Genomic DNA, 21328 nt, shown 5'->3' on the forward strand with positions numbered 1-21328 from the left:
TATGCCGCGCAAGTTTGAGCCGATCGCGGTTTCGAGCGAGTCGACCGTTGTCGCGGAGTATGTGCCGGATCCGGTGACGGCTGCGGCGTATCAGTCGGAGGCGGAGCTTGAACGGGAGCTGATCGGGCTGCTGGAGTCGCAGGCGTACGAGTACCTCGCGATCACCTCGGAGGACGCGCTGGTGGAGAACCTGCGCGCCCAGCTCGAGGCGCTCAACGAGATCAGGTTCTCCGACGCGGAGTGGGGTCGCTTCTTCAGCGAGCGGATCGCGGGGGCGAACGACGGGATCGTTGAGAAGACGCTTCGGCTGCATGAGGACCACGTGCAGCTGCTCAAGCGCGACGATAACTCGACGAAGAACGTCTTGCTGATCGACAAGCAGCACATCCACAACAACCGGCTGCAGGTGCTCAACCAGTACGAGGTCGGCCACGGCGACGGCGGCGGGAGGTACGCCAACCGGTACGACGTGACGATTTTGGTCAACGGGCTGCCGATGGTGCACGTCGAGCTCAAGCGGCGGGGAGTGGACATCCGTGAGGCGTTCAACCAGATCGACCGCTACCAGCGGGACAGCTTCTGGGCGGGCTCGGGGCTGTTCGAGTACGTGCAGCTGTTCGTCATCTCCAACGGCACACAGACCAAGTACTACTCGAACACCACCCGCCGCCAGCACCTGGCCGACGCGTCCGGCTCGAAACGGACGCGAAAGACGTCCAACTCGTTCGAGTTCACCTCGTGGTGGGCCGACGCGTCGAACAAGCCCATCCAGGACCTCACAGCCTTCGCGCGGACGTTCTTCGCCAAGCACACCCTGCTGAACATCCTGACGAAGTACTGCGTGCTGACCGCGGACCGGATGCTGCTGGTCATGCGGCCCTACCAGATCGTCGCGACCGAGCGGATCCTGTCGAAGATCGAGATCTCCACCAACTACAAGACGCTCGGCACCGTCGCTGCAGGGGGGTACGTGTGGCACACGACCGGCTCCGGCAAGACGCTCACCTCGTTCAAGGCCGCCCAGCTCGCCTCCGCAATGCCGTCGGTCGACAAGGTGCTGTTCGTCGTGGACCGCAAAGACCTCGACTACCAGACCATGCGCGAGTACGACCGGTTCGAGAAGGGCGCGGCCAACTCGAACACCTCCACGGCCGTGCTGAAGAAGCAGCTCGAGGACCCGAGCGCGCGGATCATCATCACCACGATCCAGAAGCTCTCAACCTTCATCAACGCGAACCGGGGGCACGCGATCTACTCCGGGCACGTCGTGCTGATCTTCGACGAGTGCCACCGCTCACAGTTCGGGGACATGCACACCGCGATCACCAAGGCGTTCAAGCGGTACAACCTGTTCGGCTTCACCGGGACGCCGATCTTCGCCGCCAACTCCTCCTCCGGCGGGAACGTGCAGCTCAAGACGACCGAGCAGGCGTTCGGCGACAAGCTGCACACCTACACAATCGTCGACGCGATCACCGACCGGAACGTGCTGCCGTTCCGTATCGACTACGTCAACACGGTCCGCGTGGGCGCTGTCGTTGACAAGCAGGTCTCCGCGATCGACACCGAGAAGGCGCTGCTGTCCAGCCAGCGGGTCAGCCAGGTCGTCGCCTACACCCTCGAGCACTTCGACCAGAAGACCCGCCGCGGTCAGGGGTACGCGCTGGGCGACAAGCGGGTGCGGGGCTTCAACGCGTTGTTCGCGACCGCGTCGATAGAGGCGGCGCGCACCTACTACAACCACTTCCAGCTGCAGCAGGCTGACCTTCCGCCGGACAGGCAGCTCAAGGTGGGGCTGATCTACTCCTACGGGGCCAACGAGCCCGTCGAGGACGGTGCCCTCGACGACGAGGGTTTCGACACCGGGGGCCTGTCGCAGGACGCCCGCTCGTTCCTTGAGGACGCGATCCAGGACTACAACGAAGCCTTCGGCACCTCGTTCGACACCAGCGCCGACCGGTTCCAGAACTACTACAAGGACCTGTCGCTGCGGCTGAAGAACAGGGAGATCGACCTGGTCATCGTGGTCAACATGTTCCTCACCGGGTTCGACGCGACCACGCTGAACACGCTGTTCGTCGACAAGAACCTGCGCGCGCACGGACTGATCCAGGCTTACTCGCGCACCAACCGGATCCTGAACTCGGTCAAGACCTACGGCAACATCGTCTCGTTCCGCGACCTCGAGGACGCGACCAACGACGCCATCGCCCTGTTCGGCAACAAGGACGCCAAGGGCGTCGTGCTGCTCAAGCCGTACGCCCAGTACTACGGCGACTACGCCGAGAAGGTCACCGAGCTGCTCGACCGGTTCCCGCTGGGGCAGGCGATCGTGGGGGAGGCCGCCCAGAAGGCGTTCATCAAGCTGTTCGGCGAGATCCTCAAGCTGCAGAACATCCTGACCTCGTTCGACGACTTCACCGGACACGAGATCCTCACCCCCCGGCAGAGCCAGGACTACCGCAGCGTCTACCTCGACCTGTACGCCGAGTTCCGGAAGGCCAAGGACGCGGACAAGGAGTCGATCACCGACGACGTCGTCTTCGAGATCGAGCTGATCAAGCAGGTCGAGATCAACGTCGACTACATCCTGATGCTCGTCCAGCGCTACCGGGACACCCACGGCGACGGTGAGGACACAGAGATCCGTGCCGAGATCACCCGTGCCGTCGACTCCTCGCCCACTCTGCGCAACAAGAAGGACCTCATCGAGGACTTCGTCGACTCGATCACCACGGACGGCGAGATCGACACCGAGTGGCGCGCCTTCATCGAGGCGAGGCGTTCGGCTGAACTCGAGGCCATCGTCGCGGGTGAAAACCTGCGTCCCGACGAGACTGAACGATTCGTGGCCGCAGCCTTCCGCGACGGCTCGATCCCCAGGACCGGCACCGCGGTCACCCGGATCCTGCCGCCGGTCTCCCGGTTCGCTCCTGGGGGCGACCACGGGGAGAAGAAGCAGCGGGTCCTCGACAAGCTCGCGGCGTTCTTCGACAGGTACTTCGGGCTCAGCGGCGGCGTGAACGCGCGCGAGTAGTCCTGGACGGCGGGTCGTCAGTTCCAGGCCCGGCGGCGCGTTAGACGCCCGTGAGATCGGCTGCATCGATGCTGGTCAGGGGGTCCGCATCGGATACCGGATCCGATGCAGGACGAACTAAAGGATCAGCACGCCCTACTTCAGCAGTGCATCGTCCGTCGTCATGGGGGCCGACAACACCTCGTGAGCTCGAGTTCTCGAGGCTGCCACGGGCAGCCAAAGCGTCGTTCCTCCGCTCTTCGCCTTGGTGACCATTCCCTCAGCCAGGAGCCGGTTCAACATTGCGGGTACGATCATGCGCTGGGGTTCTGAGAGACCACCTCGACGCATAGCCGAATCTTTTCGTCCACTCCCTCGCTGCCGATACAGCTTCTTTAGCAGGATCAGAACGACCTTCGCGTCATCGGATAGCCCCAAATCCAAAATCTCCGATGCTGTCGCCGCGCCGTCTTGGAACATGCCAAAAGTACATTCAACGAAATTTTCGGCCCTCAACTCCGACGTCCCTACAACTCCTTCAACTTCCTCAAAGTGCACAGAGCGGAAGACCGGCATCCTTTCCCAATCGGAACCGCCAATAGTTACCTCCAAATTCTCAACAATTGAATCCTCGATCACTGTCCCTGTGAGATCACCCCCAGCTAACGTCAGGGAGGGCAGTATGAAGTTGGCAACATGAGGCGACCGTTTCCCGAGATCCGCCTCCTCGCGCGACAGGAGCCGAAGTAAGTCAACGACCAGCCCAGAATCCGGGTGCTTGGCAACTGCCACGTCGAGAGCAGCGCCAAGACTCTGTTTTCCTAGTCCGGAGTCGCTCATCCGTTGCGCCACGACCTCCAGGCCTACGTCCCCCAAGAGTGTCACCCAGCCGTAGAGGTCTTCAGACTTCAGGGTCTCAGCGTATGGAGACTGGACGAACTCGAAGATATCTCCCGCTCGCGCCACGTCCGCGTACTCGGCATCCACGAACTCACGGGGGAGATCCGGAGTCTGCTCGGTTCCCGGAGCGACGCCCAGCCCCGGCAAGCGGTCTAGAACGACTCGTGTGCCTTCGTCAGGTTCATAGCCGCAGGCGTCGCGAAATGCAGCAGTCAGGTCATCGAATCGGAGGGGTCCGCGTCCGCTGGTGGTCCGTCGAGCCCTGGTGGCGGCTCGCTCCAAAATCCTACGGATGCTGCGCCCATCGACGCCTACCTCCATTTCTGCCTCTCGAGCAGCCACTCGGTCGAGGAGGGCATTCCACCCCGCAGCCGGACTCATCTGGTCATCGTGTGGATCGTTTCCCAGAGCTCCTGCTAGAGCCAGGTGGCCCAAGAGCAGAGGACGACGCGGTAGCCAATCTGGGATCGTTACGTTTAGGTGGTTCATTGCGAGGAATTTCTCAACTTGCTCAGGGGTGAAATCGCTGGCGCTAAGTGAGACGTAGCCCGGGGGGATACCTAGAGCACGATGCAATTCTGCATCATTGTCGAAGAAGTGCGCACGTCCAGCCAATAGCACCCCGCCAGCAGAGGGGGTCTGCGCCAGGAATTTTCGAACGAGGGCTACGTTTGCTCTCCTCACGTCCGAGAGTGTCGCAACACGCCCCGCCCATCCAGGGTAGGTAATCTCGTCAAAACCATCCATGATCAAGATTGCTTGACCCGAGCGCCAGCCTCGTACTAGATCATCTGGTTGCCGGAACCCGATCAGGCGAGCATGACGATGAAGTGCCTCAACTGGATCATCCTGCCCGCGATGATCCCGCAGGTTGATGTGGATGGGCACTGCCCGGGTTGCGTCCTTTCGGAAGCTACTTGCGAGTTGTCGATATACCTGGAGGAGAGACACGGATTTCCCCACGCCGAACTCGCCCGTAATGACGACGGTCCGGCCTTCAATGAGACTGTTCGTGATTCTTGTTGTTCCCCAAGTTGCGGTAAGGTCGGGGCGCTCCAGCAGTTCCATTGGTACCGGCTCGCCCTGGATATGAAAGTCATTTGATCGAAGGTCCCTAGCGCTGCCAAACGAGTACTGGTCTCTTGCCGCTAGGTACTCCATGGCGTCAAATAACTGTTTGCGAAGCTGAACGAGGCTGATGATCGAGACCAGGTCCCCGCCGAACCTCTTCACGCAGGCCCTCTGGTCCGCTGTGGGTTCCTCTGCTGTCACGCAGAATCCTTTGATGGCCTTCGCTGGGTGGGCTCGCGAGAGACTACTGACGACTTGTGCCAGTTTCCGGGCATCCTTTTCGATTTTCTCGACCCGTCGTGAACGCGTCGCCTCGATTGCGACAGCCACGTCTCGTCCAACGAGTACCCCGTCTCGTTCCTGCCCGCTTACTTTGGTGGCTCCGCCCTCCGCGTCGGGGTAAACCAGTCGAGCGATCCGAAGAACTTCGTCCTCGAATTCCCTGTCTGCCGCGAAGTCCACCGTGCTGCGCTTGGCCATAGGGCGACGCTACAAGGCATCTGTGGCCTACGGGACGGCGGCGGCCGACCAACGTGCTGGTTCTTGTGCCCAGCACGCGGGTCGGTCTACATGCGAGTCCGTGACCTGAGTTACGACAACGGATCCCATGAGTGCCTCCGGGGGCCACCGAGATCATCGGGGGAGCACGCTCCCAAACGACGCCCGCCCGGCGTTCACCAGCCCACAGACGGCGAAAGGCATAGTGAACCCCACGGATCGCGAGGGATCTGTGGGGCCAGAGGTCACGCCGCTGAGAGCAACATCATGTGCGCGACGGTGTGTCGGTCCTCGATCGTCGTGGCGCCGTTGATCGCGTTGACGAGGTTTCTATCCACCCGCGTTGGGGCGGAAATCGAAGCCGACGCGGGTGGTGATGGTCTCGGGAACGGAGACCTCCACCCACGCGATCGCTCCACGACGGAGAAGTCCGGCGGAGGGCCCGTCCGTTGAGGTGATAACAACGAAGTCGTCACGGGCCGCTGCCGCATACCCCGAGGGCGACTCGATCGTCGTCCCTGAGTTTGATTCTTGCCATCGAGGGCCTGACCGTTAGTCGGCCTCGGTGATGGTCACCGTGATCGGGAAGTGGTCGGAGTACCCGTTCTGATTGACGGTCTTCCCCATGCCGCCGAAGGGGATTGGCTTGGGGTAGTCGCCAGTGTGGGTCATAGGTGCGGACTTGTGGATCAGTGCTGTCTCGGGGCGCACATGGAGGGGGCCGAGGAGATCCACCATGTTCTTGTTCACGAGGAACTGGTCGAGGATGTTGGGCTCGTTGTCGAAGTAGAAACTCCCGTCCGGGGTGCCCCCGGGGGGCCACATGAGGTTCCACAGCAGCGGCTTTGTCCGGGCGTTGGTGACCTTGGCGGCTTGGCGGGCGCTGAGGCCGTGGAGGACGAGGGAAGCGTTGAACGGCTCGTCGTTGAAGTCGCCCATGACCATCACGGCGGTGTCCGCGCCGAGCACCTCGATGACGCGTTCGTGGAAGTACGCGAGGGTCTCACCCGCGATGGCGCGGTAACCGGCGGACTCGTACTGTCCGCCGCTGCGGCTGGGCCAGTGGTTCCCGAACACGACAAGCGTGCGGCCCGCTGCCGTCGTGAAGGTCACCTGCACGATCTCGCGGGTGGCGTTTCGCCTCATAACGACATGGAAGAAGACGGATTCCTCCCGCGGATTCGGCACCTGGAACAGGTCCGCGTCGTAGATGAAGGCGACGTCGATGCCCCGGTCGTCATCGGTGTCCGCGTGGACCACTGCGTAGTTGCGAGGCCCGTGGAGTGTGGCGTTCATCTGGTCGACGAGGCGGTCGACGACGAACCGGTTCTCCACCTCGCACACCCCGAGCAGGTCCGGACCGGCACCGGCGTTCATCCCGGCAATAACCGACGCGAGCTGATTGATCTTGCGGTCCCGGAGTTGAGGCGTCCAACCCGTGATGCTGCCGCCGATCGCTCGGGACACCTTGTCGGAGCGCCGTCCCAACGCCTCGGCGTCCTCCTCGTCGAAGAGGTTCTCCAGGTTCCACCACGCGATGAAGTAGTCCCGCATGCATCCTCCTGAGCTCGTCGCCGACGCTCACCTACTCATGATGAGCCTTAACGGAGTGGACTGATACCTGCCGTCCACTCATGGCGGGCTGGCATCGGCTGAACCCCGGGTGCTCGGTGCGACGACAACGTCCTTGGAGCCGCGTTCCCCATCTCAAGGCGTCGGATACCGGATCAGATACTTGCTGCCACCGCAGCCCATGAAGAGGCGATCTGACATTCGTCATCCGCGTATTGACAGCTAGTCCTTAGTCGCCTTCGGCACGTCGGAAGTAACTCCACCGCGACGGTTCTTTTCCCGCCACAGGCACGACCGCCACGAGTGCCGCGAAGTTCAGCTGGAGTCCGGCCGCGAGGGCCTGCGCGGCAACTCGTCAGCAGGTGCCACCCCCCGCGACGGAGCGCGGACTCCCGGGGTCTCTGCCTGGTCCTCGGCCCTGGTGCGTGAGCTATGGGGATGGCGAGCAAGGGTGACCTAGAGTGGCCGCATGCACCAGTTGACGGCAGCCGTGGAGTCTCGAGTGAGACGTGCAGTCTGCCTGCCGCTTGACGTTGTCCCGCGACGGTCGTCGACGCGCCTCCTCCAAGTATGACCTGGGGCGCTCTATTCGGGAGCGCCGGTCATGTATGGAAGGAGGACCCATGGAGCAGTCGTTCTCTGGGACCCACGAGTACAACCCCGAGTGCCTGGCTGGAGTGAGCCGGAACTCCTATGTGGCGGTCGGATTCGCACCCGAGGAGGTGGAGTCTGTCATCCGCGACAAGGTCGACACGGTGTCCAACTCCATCATGCGGGGCATCTGCCCACGGTGCGCTGGTCCGCTTCGATCAGCGGGACCGGGAGCTCCTGCTGGTTCGCGCATCACCCGCTGCCGGTGCATTCCCATCTGCTCGGCGTGCGGCGAAGACGAGACCTCTCAGCAGGTCCTCGGTCAGCGCCTCACAGCGCCGTGGAACTGGCCAGTGTCCCGTGGCTCGATGACCCGTCGCGCCAACAGCGTCAAGGGCCGCTGCGGACCCGCTTTCGCCGTGGCCGACAGCAACGGCGATCTTCTCGTCCTCGACGACCGTGGAGTCACGCCACTCGTGAATCCACCTAACACCGGGGGCTGGAACGAAGACGGCTTCGATCGATAGTCACCCTCTTGGATGAGGGGGTCGCCTGAAAGGGGCGGCCCCCTCGGCCCCGCAAGGCGCTCCTGAGGGGTGTCCGAGGCCTGTCCTACCGTGGTCCGTGTCAATAGGTCCGAGGATCGATGTGCCTTGGGTGGAGCGGGCGGTGGCGAGCCACGCACCGCGGCCGGACGCTACAGATGCGGTAGCCCAATTTGATGCTCTTCTCGGCGGTTGGGCGGCTCCAACGCGGCCTGAACCAACGTCTCCGGGGTAATACGCGCCTTCTTTGTAGCCGTGAGCCAAGAACCACAGGGGGAGGGCCACGTGAGCGTCGACCACGTCGCAGCGCCTGGAGGCAGGCCGCGGCGAGGATGTCGGCCTTGCCGGTGTAGTGCTCTTCTGGCTCTCAGGGGTCGCGCCGCAGCCGCCGAGACACAGGAGGTTGGGAGTGGCAAACTGGCGGCCTGACCGGTGGGGAGCGCAGGCATCCAGCCGGAAGACATTAGGAGCCGTCATGCGTCGAGCTGTCGTACTCGCAGTGATCGTCCTACTGGGTCTGGGAGCGTCACCCGCTCTGGCCGAAGATCTGCCGCAGGCCGTGACCACTCAAAGGGAGATGGTGGTGACGGCCAATCCTTTGGCCACCGCAGCCGGGGAACACGTCTTGCGTACGGGGGGCACGGCAGCCGACGCGTTCGTGGCAGTTCAGACAGTGCTGGGTCTGGTGGAGCCGCAGTCGTCCGGCTTGGGCGGTGGGGCCTTTGCAGTGTGGCACGACGCGGCCACAGGCGAGACGACCACCTACGACGCCCGCGAGAAGGCCCCCATGACGGCGACCGAGGACCGATTCCTCGGGCTGTCCTTCGTCACGGCCTGGCAGAGCGGACTGTCGGTGGGTGTGCCGGGTACGCCGGAGCTGATGGAGGTGCTCCATGACGAGCACGGCACGCGCCCGTGGCCCTCGCTGTTCACGCGTGCCTTGGCGCTGGCCCAGGACGGCTTCCCCGTGACCGCACGGACGGCCGACCAGGTGGACTCACTGCTGGGTCTCAACCCCAGCTGCAGCGACCGGCTTTTCTTCCGCGACCCGGTCGCCTTCGACTACTTCACCAACGGCGCCGAGGTCGACTGCGCGGCCAAGCCCGCAGGCACCATCATCACCAACCCCGACTACGCCGCCACCTTGAAGACCTTGCGCAAGGACGGTGCTGAGGGGTTCTACACGGGCGACCTCGCGGCGGCCGTCGCCGACGCTGTGCAGACCGACCCGGCCATCCCGGGGGACCTGACGGTGGAGGACCTGGCGGCCTACGAGGTCGTCGAGCGCGCCCCCGTGTGCGTCGACTACCGCGGCCACCAGGTGTGCGGCATGGGGCCGCCCTCCTCCGGTGCCCTTGCCGTGGGCCAGATCCTCGGCATCCTCGAGAGCTTCGACCTCGGCGACGACCCGCTGGGCGAGGAGTTCGTCCACCTGTTCAGCCAGGCCGGGCGGCTGGCCTTCGCCGACCGCAACCTCTATGTGGGTGACACGGACTTCGTCACCGTGCCCGTCGAGGGCATGCTCGACAAGGACTACCTCGCGAGCCGGGCGGCCCTGATCACCGACGTCGACATGGGGACTGCCGCCCCGGGCACCCCGCCGGGGGAGTTCGACCCGTCCGCCCCGCAGACCGAGAGCACCGAGTCGGGCACGAGCCACGTGTCGATCGTGGACCGGTGGGGCAACGCCCTGTCGGTGACGACCACTATCGAGAGCTCGTTCGGCAACGGCGTCATGGTCGACGGCTACGGGTTCCTTCTCAACAACGAGCTCACCGACTTCTCCTTCGCGCCGACGGCGGGCGACGGCACCCCGATCGCGAACAGGGTGCAGCCCCAGAAGCGGCCCCGGAGCTCGATGTCGCCGACGATCGTCTTCGACGGGGACGGCGAGGTGGAGCTCGTGACCGGCTCCCCGGGTGGGTCGAGCATCATCGGCTACACGGCACAGTCGATCGTCAACGCTGTCGACTTCGGCCTCGACCCCCAGCAGGCAATCAACGTGCCGCACCACCAGAACCGCAACGGCTCGACCAACCTCGAGGACCCGATCCCGGGCGTCACCTGGGACTACGACGTGGACGCGCTGAAAGCGGCACTGGAGGCGCGGGGACACCCCGTGAGCGTGGGAGCCCTAACGTCCGGGCTGTCGATGATCCAGGTCGTCGACGACGGCCTCGTCGGCGGCGCCGACTATCGCCGTGACGGCGCCATCGGAGGCAGATGACGAGTCGTACCCGCACCCCACCGTGACGCGCCGTGGGGAGGACCTTGATGGTTGCGCCGTACTGACCCGCAGTCGCGGGTCGGATGAAGCGACTGCAGCGGGAACCTAGCGAGCTGACTCCCGGGCGACCCAAGCGAGCCGGGAACTCCGGATGCGTCCAAAGCTGTCGGGTCTGTCCTGCCCGCTGGGCACGGCGAAGGCCGCCAGCCTCTTCGGGCGGGCACCCTCCCGCGTCACTCGATCGCGGCTCTCCATCCGGCGTTGACGGCCTCGGTCTCCGAGCAGAACCAGCGCTCGCCGTTGCTCAGATCGATCTTCGTGACGTCGTACCAGTTGCCGCCGGGCAGGTGGTAGATCTTCTCGCCGTCGGAGGCGATGTTGCCCTTGATGTCGCACGAGGCGTTCGTCGTCTTGGTCGGCGGCGGCGGGGGCGCGGGCTTCGGGGTTGAGCAGGTGTAGGCCTTGCCCGATGCCTTGTCCGCCGAGATGTAGCGGTCCTCGCGGTTGTGCCAGCCGTAGCCGTCTCGGGAGTCGTAGCGGGCGATGGCGTAGCCGTCCTTTCCCGCGAGGCCGACGGGCCTGCCCAGAACGCCCTTGGGAGTGGAGGGTGGTGCCCATGCTGGAGAGCGTGTGGGTCGGGCTTGGTCTACTCCGGGACGGCCTCACTTCTGCGGCTTGCCCGAGATAACGGAGTGCTGCCCGAGTTCCTTTGTTGACCTTCGCGAAGGTTCCGGCCTCCACGAACGCCGTCCGGTGCACTCCTCGCGCGGCGGGGTGCGGGGCCGTCCCCGATCGAGAACATCACGAGGGAGAAGATCGGCGCGACGGCGAAGGGCTTCCAGCCTCGCCCATCTCACGCTCGTCGCTCGGGGGGTGCTTCCGGTCACGCCTGCGACTGGACGGCCTTGGCCTTTGCGCGGGCGAGCCACTGGAGGTGCAGCCAGATGCCTACCCCGATCCCGGCAATCGGGGCTAGGACGATCCCCTGCCCGATATCGGGAGCCGCGAGACCCAGAGCCAGGCCCAGGATGACTGAACCGATGAAGAACCAGCCGACGACGCCGATCCAGACGACACCCATGCCGATCTTCATGGCGAGGCTCGGTCCGGGGGCGGGGCGGGGGCCGGGGCCGGACTGGGGCGGGGTGCTGGCGGCACCGGAGACCGGCAGCCACTGGCCGGAGTTGCTGAGGATGTGCCCATTTGCGATGTCACCTGGCTTGTAGTCGCTCACGCCGGTCACGCTACCGAATGATCTTCGACATTCTGACGCCGTCTTGCGGGCATTTGGGAGAGTCGTTGGCAAGTCTGCGCGCACCGCACACAGGGCAGTTCCGACCGCTACGAGTAGTCAGGCTCAGTTGTTCCGGCGCTCCCATTCGCGGGCCTCGTCGTCCAACTCCTCGCGGGTCACGAAGTCGTCCCACTCGCGAAAGTACTGACGCACGCCACCGCAGATGTAGTCGTCGTGCCAGTCGTAGTTCAAGGTGGGGTCGTAGTAGCAGCCGCCACTGTCGGAGCGGTAGTCGTCTAGCTTCTCCACTGCCTTCTTCCACTCCGCCACCGACTTCTTCTCGGCAGCGATGCGGCGCTCCACTTCCTTCTTCCACTCCGCCGCCGCCTTTTTCTCGGCAGCGACGTGGCGCTTCTCGTACAGGTCTGTCAGCCAGGACGGAGTGATGAGTGGGCGCCCGCTCGCCTCGGTGGTAGTCAGAGTCACAAAGTCGTGATCCTCCCCGGCGGACCTCTTCATCCCAATGCGAGCCTCCAACTCCACGCACTCGGCCTTGGTAGCCAGCACTTCTTTCAGCGCAGCCTCGGTGGTCGTCTCGTCCACGGCGCCTTGGCACGCCGCCTTGGTCTGGTAGTTGCCGCCATCGGCGGCGCAGCCAACGAGCGCGACACTCGCGGCTACGGTCGCGGCGGCTACCGCGATGCTCCGTGTGATGTTCATGCCGCCGCCGCCTCTTTCCATGTTCCGTGGCTGCCCTTGCGCATCTGTTCTCTGACGACTTCGTCCCACTCATGATCCTTCCTTGCCGTGGCGGCACCACGGTGCGGTATTGGTGAATTCGACAGCTCCCAATCGCGTAGCTGGTCATGATGCGACGCCCCTCCCCAGCGGTGGCCGAGGAGGGGCATCGAGTCGTTCAGCCGTCCAGGACCTGGCCCAGAAGGGTGGCCACGGCCAGGTCACCGTTGGCGGTCGCCCCGCTGACCGCGTTGAGGAGGTTTCTCTCCTGCCTGCTCGCTCCTCGGCTCGTGGCGAAGTGATGCGCCCAGGTGTTCGTCGCCTGGAGCGCACCGAGGGCGGTCCCGGTCCACGGCGCTGCTCTCTCGTCCTCGCGGTAAAGGTGCTCGAGCTCGCCGCGTTTGCGAGTCGCGAGGGTCCGGGAGCGCCCTTCGAGCAAGTGGCCCTTGCCGTCGTCGAGGGGGACGCTGCGGTCGAGGAATGTCCGCCACTGGTCGTCGGTGACGGGGGTGTTGGCGAGGATCTCCAGCTCGTGGGCGAAGGCCTCGCCCATGGTGTGCACCACGGCCAGTGCCTCGCGTGCGGCGGTGATCTTGGCGGCGGAGTAGCGGGTGTGTTTCACCCGGTACTCCTGACCCTTCTCGGCGAGGGCGGCCATCCTCGTGTTGTCGCACACGGTCGCGGTGACGGTCCGCTTGAACGTGGTGGCGATGGACCCGTCGAAGCTGGTGGTGGCCAGCAGGTTGGGCCGGAAGTCGAAGCTGACTGGGGTCGTGATGGTCTCGGGGACGGAGACCTCGACCCACGCGATCGCCCCGCCGCGCAGGAGTCCTGCGGAGGAGATCACCAGGTCGTCATCGAGGATGTTCGCGACGGTGGTCAACAGCCACTCGCCGTACTGGTGCATGACGTAGCCGGTGGTGAAGATCCCCAGGACGGCGTCGGTGTCGGAGCGGGTGATGGCCTGTCGGTCGTCGACCTGGAGCCAGCGGGCGGGGGAGCCGAGCGGGTCGAGGTGCGTCATCGCCTGGACGTCGGTGGGGGTCTCGACGGCGATCCGGCGGGACCGGGCGGTCCAGTGGAACAACCGTCGTTCGACGTCCTCGACTGGGATGGGTCCGGGGTAGTGGTTGGTCTCCTCACCCTGCTCCTCGGCGCGGTAGTGCCAGGCCGTGCCGCGCTGGGAGGTCATCCCGATCAGGGTGTTGGTGTTGAGGTGCTCAAGCGTCTCTCTGGTCATGGTTGTTGCCTTCCTTGCGTTGCCCGGTTTGGGCATGACGAAGCCCCCGACCTGATGGCGCGGGGGCTGGTTCTTCGGGGTGTGCGGTGGGTCTAGTAGGCCCAGCCGTCGGTGTCGGGCATCTCGCGGGGGCTGCGCCGGAGCCGGGCGACGATCCGGATCAGGAGCTGCTGGAGGTCCAGGCGGCGGCCGAGGGCGAGGTCGATCAGGGCGAGCAGGAGGGTCTCGTAGAGCGGGGAGTTCTCGAGGGTGTCGAGGTGGGCTCTCCAGAGCCGACGGGCGTGAACGCGGATGGTCTTGATCAGGTTCTCGAGCTTGACGAGCCCTCGGGTGGCGAGGGTGTGGAGGTGGTGCATGTGGTGGCTCCTTTCTCAGGTGCCGATGATGGCGTCGGACAAAGTGGTAGCCGCGGACTTCGCGGCCTCGGGGGTGACCTGGGAGTAGGTGTCGGCCGTGATTGCGATGGAGGAGTGTCCGAGCCGTCGGCTGACCTGAAGCAGGGGCTCTCCGGCGGCCAGGGCCAGGGAGGCCGAGGTGTGCCGGACCGAGTGCAGCCGGATGACCGGGACCCCGGCCTGCTTGCATAAGGTGGTGAACCGTCTGCTCAAGTGCGCCGGGTGAAGCGGTCCGCTCCGGATCGAGAAGACGAAGGTGTCGTCGAGTTCGATCCCGGAGTCCCACGGGTGTTCCAGCACCGCTCGACGCTGCAGCCGTTGGATCTTGTCGGTGGTGGTGGCGTCGAGGAAGACGGTTCGGTCCCCGGCCTCGCTCTTAGGAGGACCAACGATGAGCTCGCCGTCGACCAGGGTGATCGCTCGGCGGATGTGGATGCTCCGCTCGGTCAGGTCGAGATCGCCCCACTGCAGGGCGATGACCTCGCCTCGGCGCATGCCGGTGATGAGCAGGAGCCGGAACACCAGGCCGAGCGGGTCATCCTCGGTCACGCGGAGGAACAACTCCGCCTGGTCTTTGGTCCAGACCTTCGGGTGGTACCTGGTGGGGCGGGGGAGCTCGACCATGCTCGCTGGGTTGCGGCGGAGCAGTCCTTGTCGGACGGCTGCCTCGAGGGCGCTGTGAAGGGTGGCCAAGATGCGGCGGGAGGTCTTCACTGTCACCGGGCGGCCTCGCGTCTCGGCCGCGAGCTGGTACCGGGTGAGGACCTCATCGATGTGCCGAGGGCGGAGGTCGATCAGCTTGAGATGCCCGAGTTCGGGGACGAACAGCTGCTCGATGTGGCGGTGGTAGTCCACCAGGGTGGAGGGTCGAAGGCCCTTCTTCCCGTCGAGCCAGGTGGTCAGGAACGTGGCGACGGTGATCTTGTCGTCTGGCAGGTCACCGGTGCGAGCTTCCTGGTGCATCTTGGAGAGCCACGCCTGAGCTTCGTGCTTGGTGTCGTGGGTGGTGGTCTTCTGGCGGCGTTTGCCATTGGTGCCCGGGGGCAGGTCGATAACGGCGTGCCAGCGGCCGGGGGAGCCGTCGGCTCGGGTGCGGCGATATGTGCTGCCGGACATGGTGATGGTCCTTTCGTTGGGCAAGACGAAGGCCCGGTCGGATGACCGGGCCTGGATCGAGCGAGAGGCGGGGAACTACCTGGGGAGCGGCGGGCCGAAGGCCTCGTTTGCGAGCCGCTCGGCTTGCGACCACGCGGCGACGAACGACTCCAGGGCTTCTCGGTTCGCGACGTAGATCAGGATCCTGCCGACACGTACGCCAATCTGTCCCTGCTGTGGCCCGGAGAGCGGGGGTAGGACCCGCACGGCGACGTCCTGGGTCCCCGCGGCCAGAACCTGGGAGGCGACGTCGAAACGATTGTCGAAGGTGCTGCGGCCCTTAAGTGGGGGCATGCTCGTGAGGTGCTGGATCGACATGAGCGTTTCCTTTCGGGAATGCAGAAAGGCCCCGACCGGATGGTCGAGGCCCAGTGAACTCGGATTTATTGTGCACATTCCGACTTCGAGTCCAAGTTTGTCCAGCCCTTTGGGCGTGGTTATCTTGCGACACTTGATTATCTCATGAATTCCACATCAATCGCAATATTCCTGGAGCGAAGGGGGGCTTGCCAAAGGTGAGACCATCAGCTTATGGGCGAGGTTTCGAAGCTGTCCCTCCGCGGGGACGAACCATCCGCCACGGACCTGAGGCCGATCACCCGGCGGAGCCAGCGCAAAGTTCAGGCTCGACTGCGGGCCGTGGAGTGCGTGCGCGGAGTCCTGGCGGGCCACAGCTATCAGAAGGTCGCAGACGACCTGGGCTACGCCAACCGTGGGACAGTCCACAGGATTGTCCACACCGCACTGGCTCGACACGAAGCCGAGAACGTCGAAGACTTCCGTGCCCTCGAGCTGGCCCGGCTGGATCACCTCCAGGCGGCGTTCTTCCCGGCGGCAACCTCCGGTGACGTCAAGGCCGCGGAGGTCGTTCTCAAGGTTATGGCCGCCAGGTGCCGTCTGTTGAGCCTGGACCGGGCCGCTAGATCTGACCCCAACCGCGCGCAGAACCTCGTCGTGGTGGGCGGCACCAAGGAGGAATTCGAGTCCGCGCTCCTGGCGGGCCAGATGCAGGGGTCGGGTCGGGAGTAGTCCTTCGGTTGCGATGCCCGCCATCCCCGCGATCCCCGTCTGGGCCGCTGTCAGTGAGTGCAGTTGGCGGGGGTGGCGGGGGTGGCGGGGATGAGAGCGGCCCCGCTCAACCGGGGGGAGGGGGGTAGCGTCTTCCTCGTCGAAGTCGCATTCGTCGTCGGGTCGGATGTGCGGCCAGCGTGCGCGCTCCTGGCGGCCACTGGCACTCACTCTCGTCGCGCCCTTGCTCGAAGGCCTTGATCCCCGCGAGAAGGCAACGCCGATGGGCGGAGGAAGATCGTCAAACTGGGGCTGCGCGGCTGCAGATCGCCTGTACCAGGAGGCGACTTCAGTCAAGGATATTGCAGGGCACAGCGCTTGTGACCTGTATGTTTGTCGAGCGCATCAGCACAGCGCTCAGCCGTTCCTAGTGCGCGACTACCTCGACTGACCCGTTCGGCTCCTCGCAGTCCCCGCCGCCCTCGCGGCAGTGGCAACGCCACGTCCAGGTGGATGGCGTCGTCCCGGCGCCGCCGCGTGCCCGCGGGTGTGACGGCGGCTGGTCAGGCGTGGAACGCGGTGCGCTTGTGCGGCGTCATCGGGTTGCGGTCGCTCAGCTGCAGCAGCCGGAGACCACCGAGGACGGCATTGCCGAGCAGGTCCCGGGCAGTCCAGCGGGTCCACGGCAGCCGCTCGGCGGGTGGCGTCGCACCTCGTCCAAGGGCCGCGAAGAGCCAGACGACAAGGGCCACGAAGCAGACGGTGGCGAACATGGGATTCCATCCTTTCGGTCACGGTGACGGTCCGGGGATCCGGGCCACCACCCAGGTATGGCTCCCGACGGTGTCGTCGCCGTGTGGGGTGGTAACGGCCGGGTAAAGGTGGTGTTGACGAGGCCCGGCAGCGGCGCGACCCTCGAAGCATGGGCGTGACGATGCTCGGCCCAGTAGGCATCGACGGCGATCGCACCGGCCTGGCGCCGCGGGACCGCATTGTGCTCGCCGCCCTGGCGATGAGTCCGCACGAGGTGGTGACACCGGACCGGCTCGCCGACGCCCTCTGGGACGAGCAGCCCCCGGACACGTGGACGAAGGTCGTCCAGGGGAGCATCAGCCGGATCCGCAAGGCACTCGGGCCGACCGCCATCCGCACCGCGAGACAGGGCTACGTCCTGGACCTGTCGGATGACGCGATCGACGGTCTGCGCTTCGAGCAGCTGGTGCGCCGAGCCCGAGAGCTGCTGACGTTGAACGAGCCGGACCGGGCCCTGTACACGCTGACCCAGGCGCTGGACCTCTGGTACGGACCGGCACTCGCGGACCTGTCGGGGTGGTCGCCCGGGGAGGCGGCCGCCGATCGCTGGGAAGAGCTGCGTCGCGATGCCGAAGAGCTGTGGGTCGAAGCCGGCCTCGCCTCTGGTGACTGGCGCGAGGTCCTGACCGACGCCGGCCGCCTCGTGGCCGACCAGCCCTTCCGGGAGAACCGCTGGGCGCTGCTGGCCCGGGCGCAGTACCAGGCGGGCCGCCAGGGTGAGGCCCTGGCGACGCTCCAGCGCGCACGCGCGGTGCTCGCCGGTGAGCTCGGTCTGGACCCCGGCCCCGAGCTGGGCGCCCTGGAGCAGGCGATCCTGACCCAGGACCCGGCGCTCCTCCCGGCCGCGGGCCCCACGCAGACCACTCTGGTCTGCCCCTACCGCGGTCTGCTGGCCTACGACATCGACGACGCCGAGCAGTACTTCGGCCGCGATGCCGAGGTCGCGGCCTGCCTGGACCTGCTGGCACACGAGCATGTGGTGGCTGTCGTAGGCGCCTCAGGGAGTGGCAAGTCCTCGCTCGTCCGCGCCGGGCTGGCCGCCACCCTGCGGCGCACCGGGCGCAGCGTTGCGGTGATGACTCCCGGAGCGCATCCGAGGGCCGCGCTCGAACAGATCGGGGGCCTGCGTCCGCGCGGTGTCGTCGTCGTCGACCAGCTCGAAGAAGCCGTCACCCTCTGCGAGAACCCGGCGGAGCGGACCGCGTTCCTCGACGCCCTGGCCGGCCATGCGCAGAGCGGCACCGACCTGGTGATCACCGTGCGTGCTGATCGGTTGGCTGCCTTCTCAGGCCATCGCTCGTTCGCGCGGACACTCGAGCGAGGCCTCCACCTCCTCAGCGGCATGGGGGAGGAGGACCTGCGGAGTGCCGTGGAGGGCCCCGCTCGCCAGGCCGGCCTGCTCATCGAGCCGGGTCTCGTCGACCTGCTCGTCCACGAGGTCTCCGGGGAGCCGGGTGCCTTGCCCCTGTTGTCCCACGCGCTCTCCCAGACGTGGGAGCGCCGCGAAGGGCGGACGTTGACCGTCGAGGGCTACCGGGCGTCCGGTGGGATCCAGGGTGCCGTCGCGCGGAGCGCGGAGCAGGTGTTCCTCGGTCTCGACGAGGAGGACCAGCGCGCTGCCAGGGCGCTCCTGCTCCGACTGGTGGTCCCCGTGAGCGCGGGTGAACCCACGCGCAGCCGCATCCCTCGTCGCTCGGTGGCCTCCGACGCCCGCCATGAGCAGATCGTCGAGATGCTGGTCGCGGCCAGGCTCGTCACCTCGGACGGGGAGACCGTCGAGCTCGCTCACGAGTCGCTCGCGCAGGCCTGGCCACGACTGCGCGGCTGGCTGGACGCGGACACCGAGGGGCAGCTGCTGCTCCGGCATCTTGCGGTGGCGGCCGACTCGTGGGATGCGATGGGACGTCCGGACAGCGAGCTCTACCGTGGCACCCGGCTCGCGCAGGTGCGCGAATGGCACGCAGCCGGCTCGGCCGACCTCACCCGGGCGGAGCGGGACTTCCTGCAGGCGAGCCAGACGTTGGCTCGCACCGAGGCTCGTTCGGCTGAGGAACGCCTGCGTGAGCACGCGCGAAGGAACCGGCGCCTGCGCGGGCTCCTGGTCGCTGTGGTCGCCGTGCTCGCGGTCGCGCTGGTCGCCGGTGGGCTCGCTGTGCGGGAGAGTCGTCGCGCCGACGCCCAGGCCGACCTGGCGACGGTCCGTGAGCTGGCCGCAGCGTCCCGCGCGGTCCGCGCCGAGGACCCCGAGCTCGCGGTGCTGCTGGCGCTCGAAGCCAGTGCTCCGTCCCTCGCCGGGGACCAACCGGTTCGCGAGGCCGTCGAGGCGTTGCACTCGGCCCTGGCCGCGAGCCGTCTCGTGATGACGGTGGAGGGCGCGGGCGGATCCGTGTCCTGGAGTCCTGACGGGCGGTTCTTGGCCCACGAGGGCCCGGAGGACTCCGGCCTCGTCGAGGTGCTCGACGCGACGACGGGCGAGCCGGCCCTGAGCTTCGCGGGGCACGACATCGACGTCAACGAGGTGGCCTTCGGGCCCGACGGCCGGCTGGCGACCACGGGCGATGACGGAGCGCTGCGGGTGTGGGGCCCGCGCAGCGATGAGCTGCTGGCCGAGGTGGTGGGGGACGGCCCGGTGTGGAGCCCGTCGTTCGCCACGCGGGGCCCCGGGCGTGTCGCGGCGGTGTGGCGCGATGAAGGGCAGATCCGTGTGGCCACGGTGGGCGGCGACGGCAGCCCGTCGGTGACGACGCTCGCGGTCGAGGGGCGGGTCGCAGAGGCCGTGTTGAGCCCTGACGGGCAGTGGATGGCCGCCGTCGTGGGCGACCCTCCGAGCGCCGTGATCGTCGACGCACGGACCGGCCGGGTTCGGCACCGGCTGTCAGGGCACACGTCTCCGGTCCTGGCGCTCGCGATCAGCCCGGACGGACGATGGGTCGCCTCCGGTGCACGGGACGGCCGTCTCCGGATCCACGATGCCGCCACCGGCGACATCGTCCACACTCCCGGCGATGCGCAGAGCAGCATCTTCGCCGTCGCCTGGTCCCCCGACTCGGGTCGGCTGGCAGTGAGCGAGGAGCAGGGCGAGATCCGCGTCTTCGAGGTCACCGAGCGTGCCGTGCGGCAGAGCGTGACTCTCCCGGGGGCGTCGACCGGCGCGGGCCTGATCGGGCTGGCCTTCGGGCCGGACGGCAGCCGTCTGCTCGGCGGCGACTGGACCATCACCACCGCGAGCGTCTGGGACGTCGGGCTCAGCGGTGATGCCGAGGTCATGAACGTCCGTGGAGCACCCGGCGCTCACGGCACCGCCTTCGGTCCGGAGGGTCGGCTCTTCACCCTCACCGACGGGCCCTCGGTCACCGTCCACGACGGGCCCGACGACGGGGCCCCCGTCCGACTCACACTCCCGGGCACGGCGGATCGACCCGATGCGCCCTTCCGAGCCCTCGACGTCAGCGCCGACGGCAGCGCCGTCGGCATCGGGAACTCCCTGTCGGGTGCCGCGGTCTGGGACCTCGACAGTGGGGACCTGCTGTTCTCGACCCCCACCTCCCCAGCCCAGGACCGGTTCCGGTCCCGGACGACGTTCAGCCCGGACGGCCAGTACGTGGCGGTGGCCGGGGTGAGCAGGATCGAGGTGCGCTCCCGTGACGGGATCGGCGTGGCACGACTGGACGCGACGGCCGGATACGCCTTCCGGGACCCGGTGTTCGACCCGGATGGCGAGGTGGTGGCCGCCTTCCGCTTCCCGCTCGATGGCACCCAGCGCAATCAGCTGCCCGGAGACCCCTTCCCGCTGCAGGCCCGGCCCGACTGGGACGTCGTGTGGTGGAACTGGCGGTCGGGCGAGGTCAGGGAGACCCCCAAGACGGGGTACGGCCATGACCCGGAGTTCTCCCCCGACGGCACCCGGCTGGCGATGCCCGCCGTGGGCGGGGCCACGGAGGTCCTCGACATCGCCTCCGGCGCTGTCGCCCACACGCTCGAAGGGCACGAGGCCGGGGTGATCAGCCTGGACTTCAGCCCCGACGGGCGCCGCGTCGCCACCGGAGGACTGGAAGGGCGCACCATCATCTGGGATGCCCGGACCGGAGCCCAGCTCCTCCAGCTGCCGTTGTCGGACCACGAGGTGTCCTCGGTCTCGTTCTCACCCGACGGGCGCCACCTGGCCACCGACTCGCTGCTGACCGACGTGGTCCGCGTGTGGACGCTGGACGTGGCGGAGCTGCGACACCTTGCGGCGGAGCAGGTCCCCCGTGACTTCACGGCGGCGGAGTGTCGCCAGTACCTGCACCGCGCCTGCGACACACCCACGCCCGGTGGACCGTGAA

14 protein-coding genes are annotated in these 21328 nt (G+C 66.6%); 5 read left to right on the plus strand and 9 right to left on the minus strand.

All coding sequences use genetic code 11. The features are described 5' to 3' along the window. Window position 1 precedes the first annotated feature (1 nt). The gene (locus Q0963_RS03060; protein WP_299442473.1) at window positions 2–3037 is read left to right on the plus strand and encodes a type I restriction endonuclease subunit R; all 3036 of its coding nucleotides are present in this window, start codon (window positions 2–4) and stop codon (window positions 3035–3037) included. Window positions 3038–3172: 135 nt separating this feature from the next. Here the strand turns inward: Q0963_RS03060 and Q0963_RS03065 are convergent, their stop codons facing one another. Further along, a complete protein-coding gene (locus tag Q0963_RS03065) occupies window positions 3173–5467 on the minus strand; it encodes a hypothetical protein (protein ID WP_299442261.1) in 2295 nt (764 codons plus the stop codon). 570 nt (window positions 5468–6037) lie between these two features. Continuing rightward, on the minus strand, window positions 6038–7039 hold the full coding sequence (locus Q0963_RS03070; RefSeq protein ID WP_299442263.1) for an endonuclease/exonuclease/phosphatase family protein: 1002 nt from the start codon (window positions 7037–7039) through the stop codon (window positions 6038–6040). Window positions 7040–7680: 641 nt separating this feature from the next. Between Q0963_RS03070 and Q0963_RS03075 the strand changes: the two genes are divergently transcribed. Together Q0963_RS03075 and ggt are read left to right on the plus strand one after the other, a co-directional pair. Beyond that, window positions 7681–8175: a hypothetical protein gene (locus tag Q0963_RS03075; RefSeq protein ID WP_299442265.1), complete on the plus strand. Its 495-nt coding sequence runs from the start codon at window positions 7681–7683 to the stop codon at window positions 8173–8175. A gap of 595 nt (window positions 8176–8770) precedes the next feature. Beyond that, window positions 8771–10420, plus strand: a complete 1650-nt coding sequence (gene ggt / locus Q0963_RS03080; protein ID WP_299442476.1) for a gamma-glutamyltransferase — start codon at window positions 8771–8773, stop codon at window positions 10418–10420. A gap of 883 nt (window positions 10421–11303) precedes the next feature. Here ggt and Q0963_RS03085 read toward each other — a convergent pair. The 6 genes from Q0963_RS03085 to Q0963_RS03110 form a co-directional block, all read right to left on the minus strand. Beyond that, window positions 11304–11654, minus strand: coding sequence for a hypothetical protein (locus Q0963_RS03085; protein ID WP_299442268.1), 351 nt, complete (start codon window positions 11652–11654; stop codon window positions 11304–11306). Window positions 11655–11777: 123 nt separating this feature from the next. Continuing rightward, a complete protein-coding gene (locus Q0963_RS03090; protein ID WP_299442271.1) occupies window positions 11778–12374 on the minus strand; it encodes a hypothetical protein in 597 nt (198 codons plus the stop codon). Window positions 12375–12570: 196 nt separating this feature from the next. Next, window positions 12571–13632 (minus strand): DUF932 domain-containing protein, encoded by a 1062-nt coding sequence (locus Q0963_RS03095; RefSeq protein ID WP_299442274.1) that lies wholly within the window; start codon window positions 13630–13632, stop codon window positions 12571–12573. A gap of 92 nt (window positions 13633–13724) precedes the next feature. Next, the gene (locus Q0963_RS03100; protein ID WP_299442277.1) at window positions 13725–13988 is read right to left on the minus strand and encodes a hypothetical protein; all 264 of its coding nucleotides are present in this window, start codon (window positions 13986–13988) and stop codon (window positions 13725–13727) included. 15 nt (window positions 13989–14003) lie between these two features. Continuing rightward, window positions 14004–15143, minus strand: coding sequence for a tyrosine-type recombinase/integrase (locus Q0963_RS03105; RefSeq protein WP_299442279.1), 1140 nt, complete (start codon window positions 15141–15143; stop codon window positions 14004–14006). A gap of 75 nt (window positions 15144–15218) precedes the next feature. After that, on the minus strand, window positions 15219–15500 hold the full coding sequence (locus Q0963_RS03110; protein WP_299442282.1) for a hypothetical protein: 282 nt from the start codon (window positions 15498–15500) through the stop codon (window positions 15219–15221). A gap of 321 nt (window positions 15501–15821) precedes the next feature. Here Q0963_RS03110 and Q0963_RS03115 point away from each other — a divergent pair, with 321 nt between their 5' ends. Next, window positions 15822–16211 carry a hypothetical protein gene (locus tag Q0963_RS03115; protein WP_299442285.1) on the plus strand — a complete coding sequence of 130 codons (390 nt, stop codon included), beginning with the start codon at window positions 15822–15824 and terminating at the stop codon, window positions 16209–16211. A gap of 542 nt (window positions 16212–16753) precedes the next feature. On the opposite strand, the gene Q0963_RS03120 is transcribed toward Q0963_RS03115, so the two are convergent. Further along, a complete protein-coding gene (locus Q0963_RS03120) occupies window positions 16754–16963 on the minus strand; it encodes a hypothetical protein (RefSeq protein ID WP_299442288.1) in 210 nt (69 codons plus the stop codon). 149 nt (window positions 16964–17112) lie between these two features. On the opposite strand from Q0963_RS03120, the gene Q0963_RS03125 reads away from it, so the two are divergent. Beyond that, the gene (locus Q0963_RS03125; RefSeq protein ID WP_299442291.1) at window positions 17113–21327 is read left to right on the plus strand and encodes a BTAD domain-containing putative transcriptional regulator; all 4215 of its coding nucleotides are present in this window, start codon (window positions 17113–17115) and stop codon (window positions 21325–21327) included. The last annotated feature ends 1 nt before the right edge of the window (window position 21328 follow it).

Origin of the sequence: uncultured Phycicoccus sp. (assembly GCF_947495705.1) — a bacterium.
Classification (GTDB): domain Bacteria; phylum Actinomycetota; class Actinomycetes; order Actinomycetales; family Dermatophilaceae; genus Phycicoccus.

Coding starts and splice junctions, on each gene's coding strand:
- Q0963_RS03100 (WP_299442277.1), bottom strand. CDS start 13,988: ATGCACCACCTCCACACCCTCGCCACCCGAGGGCTCGTCAAGCTCGAG.
- Q0963_RS03070 (WP_299442263.1), bottom strand. CDS start 7,039: ATGCGGGACTACTTCATCGCGTGGTGGAACCTGGAGAACCTCTTCGAC.
- Q0963_RS03060 (WP_299442473.1), top strand. CDS start 2: ATGCCGCGCAAGTTTGAGCCGATCGCGGTTTCGAGCGAGTCGACCGTT.
- Q0963_RS03120 (WP_299442288.1), bottom strand. CDS start 16,963: ATGTTCGCCACCGTCTGCTTCGTGGCCCTTGTCGTCTGGCTCTTCGCG.
- Q0963_RS03110 (WP_299442282.1), bottom strand. CDS start 15,500: ATGTCGATCCAGCACCTCACGAGCATGCCCCCACTTAAGGGCCGCAGC.
- Q0963_RS03065 (WP_299442261.1), bottom strand. CDS start 5,467: ATGGCCAAGCGCAGCACGGTGGACTTCGCGGCAGACAGGGAATTCGAG.
- ggt (WP_299442476.1), top strand. CDS start 8,771: ATGGTGGTGACGGCCAATCCTTTGGCCACCGCAGCCGGGGAACACGTC.
- Q0963_RS03095 (WP_299442274.1), bottom strand. CDS start 13,632: ATGACCAGAGAGACGCTTGAGCACCTCAACACCAACACCCTGATCGGG.
- Q0963_RS03125 (WP_299442291.1), top strand. CDS start 17,113: ATGGGCGTGACGATGCTCGGCCCAGTAGGCATCGACGGCGATCGCACC.
- Q0963_RS03075 (WP_299442265.1), top strand. CDS start 7,681: ATGGAGCAGTCGTTCTCTGGGACCCACGAGTACAACCCCGAGTGCCTG.
- Q0963_RS03090 (WP_299442271.1), bottom strand. CDS start 12,374: ATGAACATCACACGGAGCATCGCGGTAGCCGCCGCGACCGTAGCCGCG.
- Q0963_RS03105 (WP_299442279.1), bottom strand. CDS start 15,143: ATGTCCGGCAGCACATATCGCCGCACCCGAGCCGACGGCTCCCCCGGC.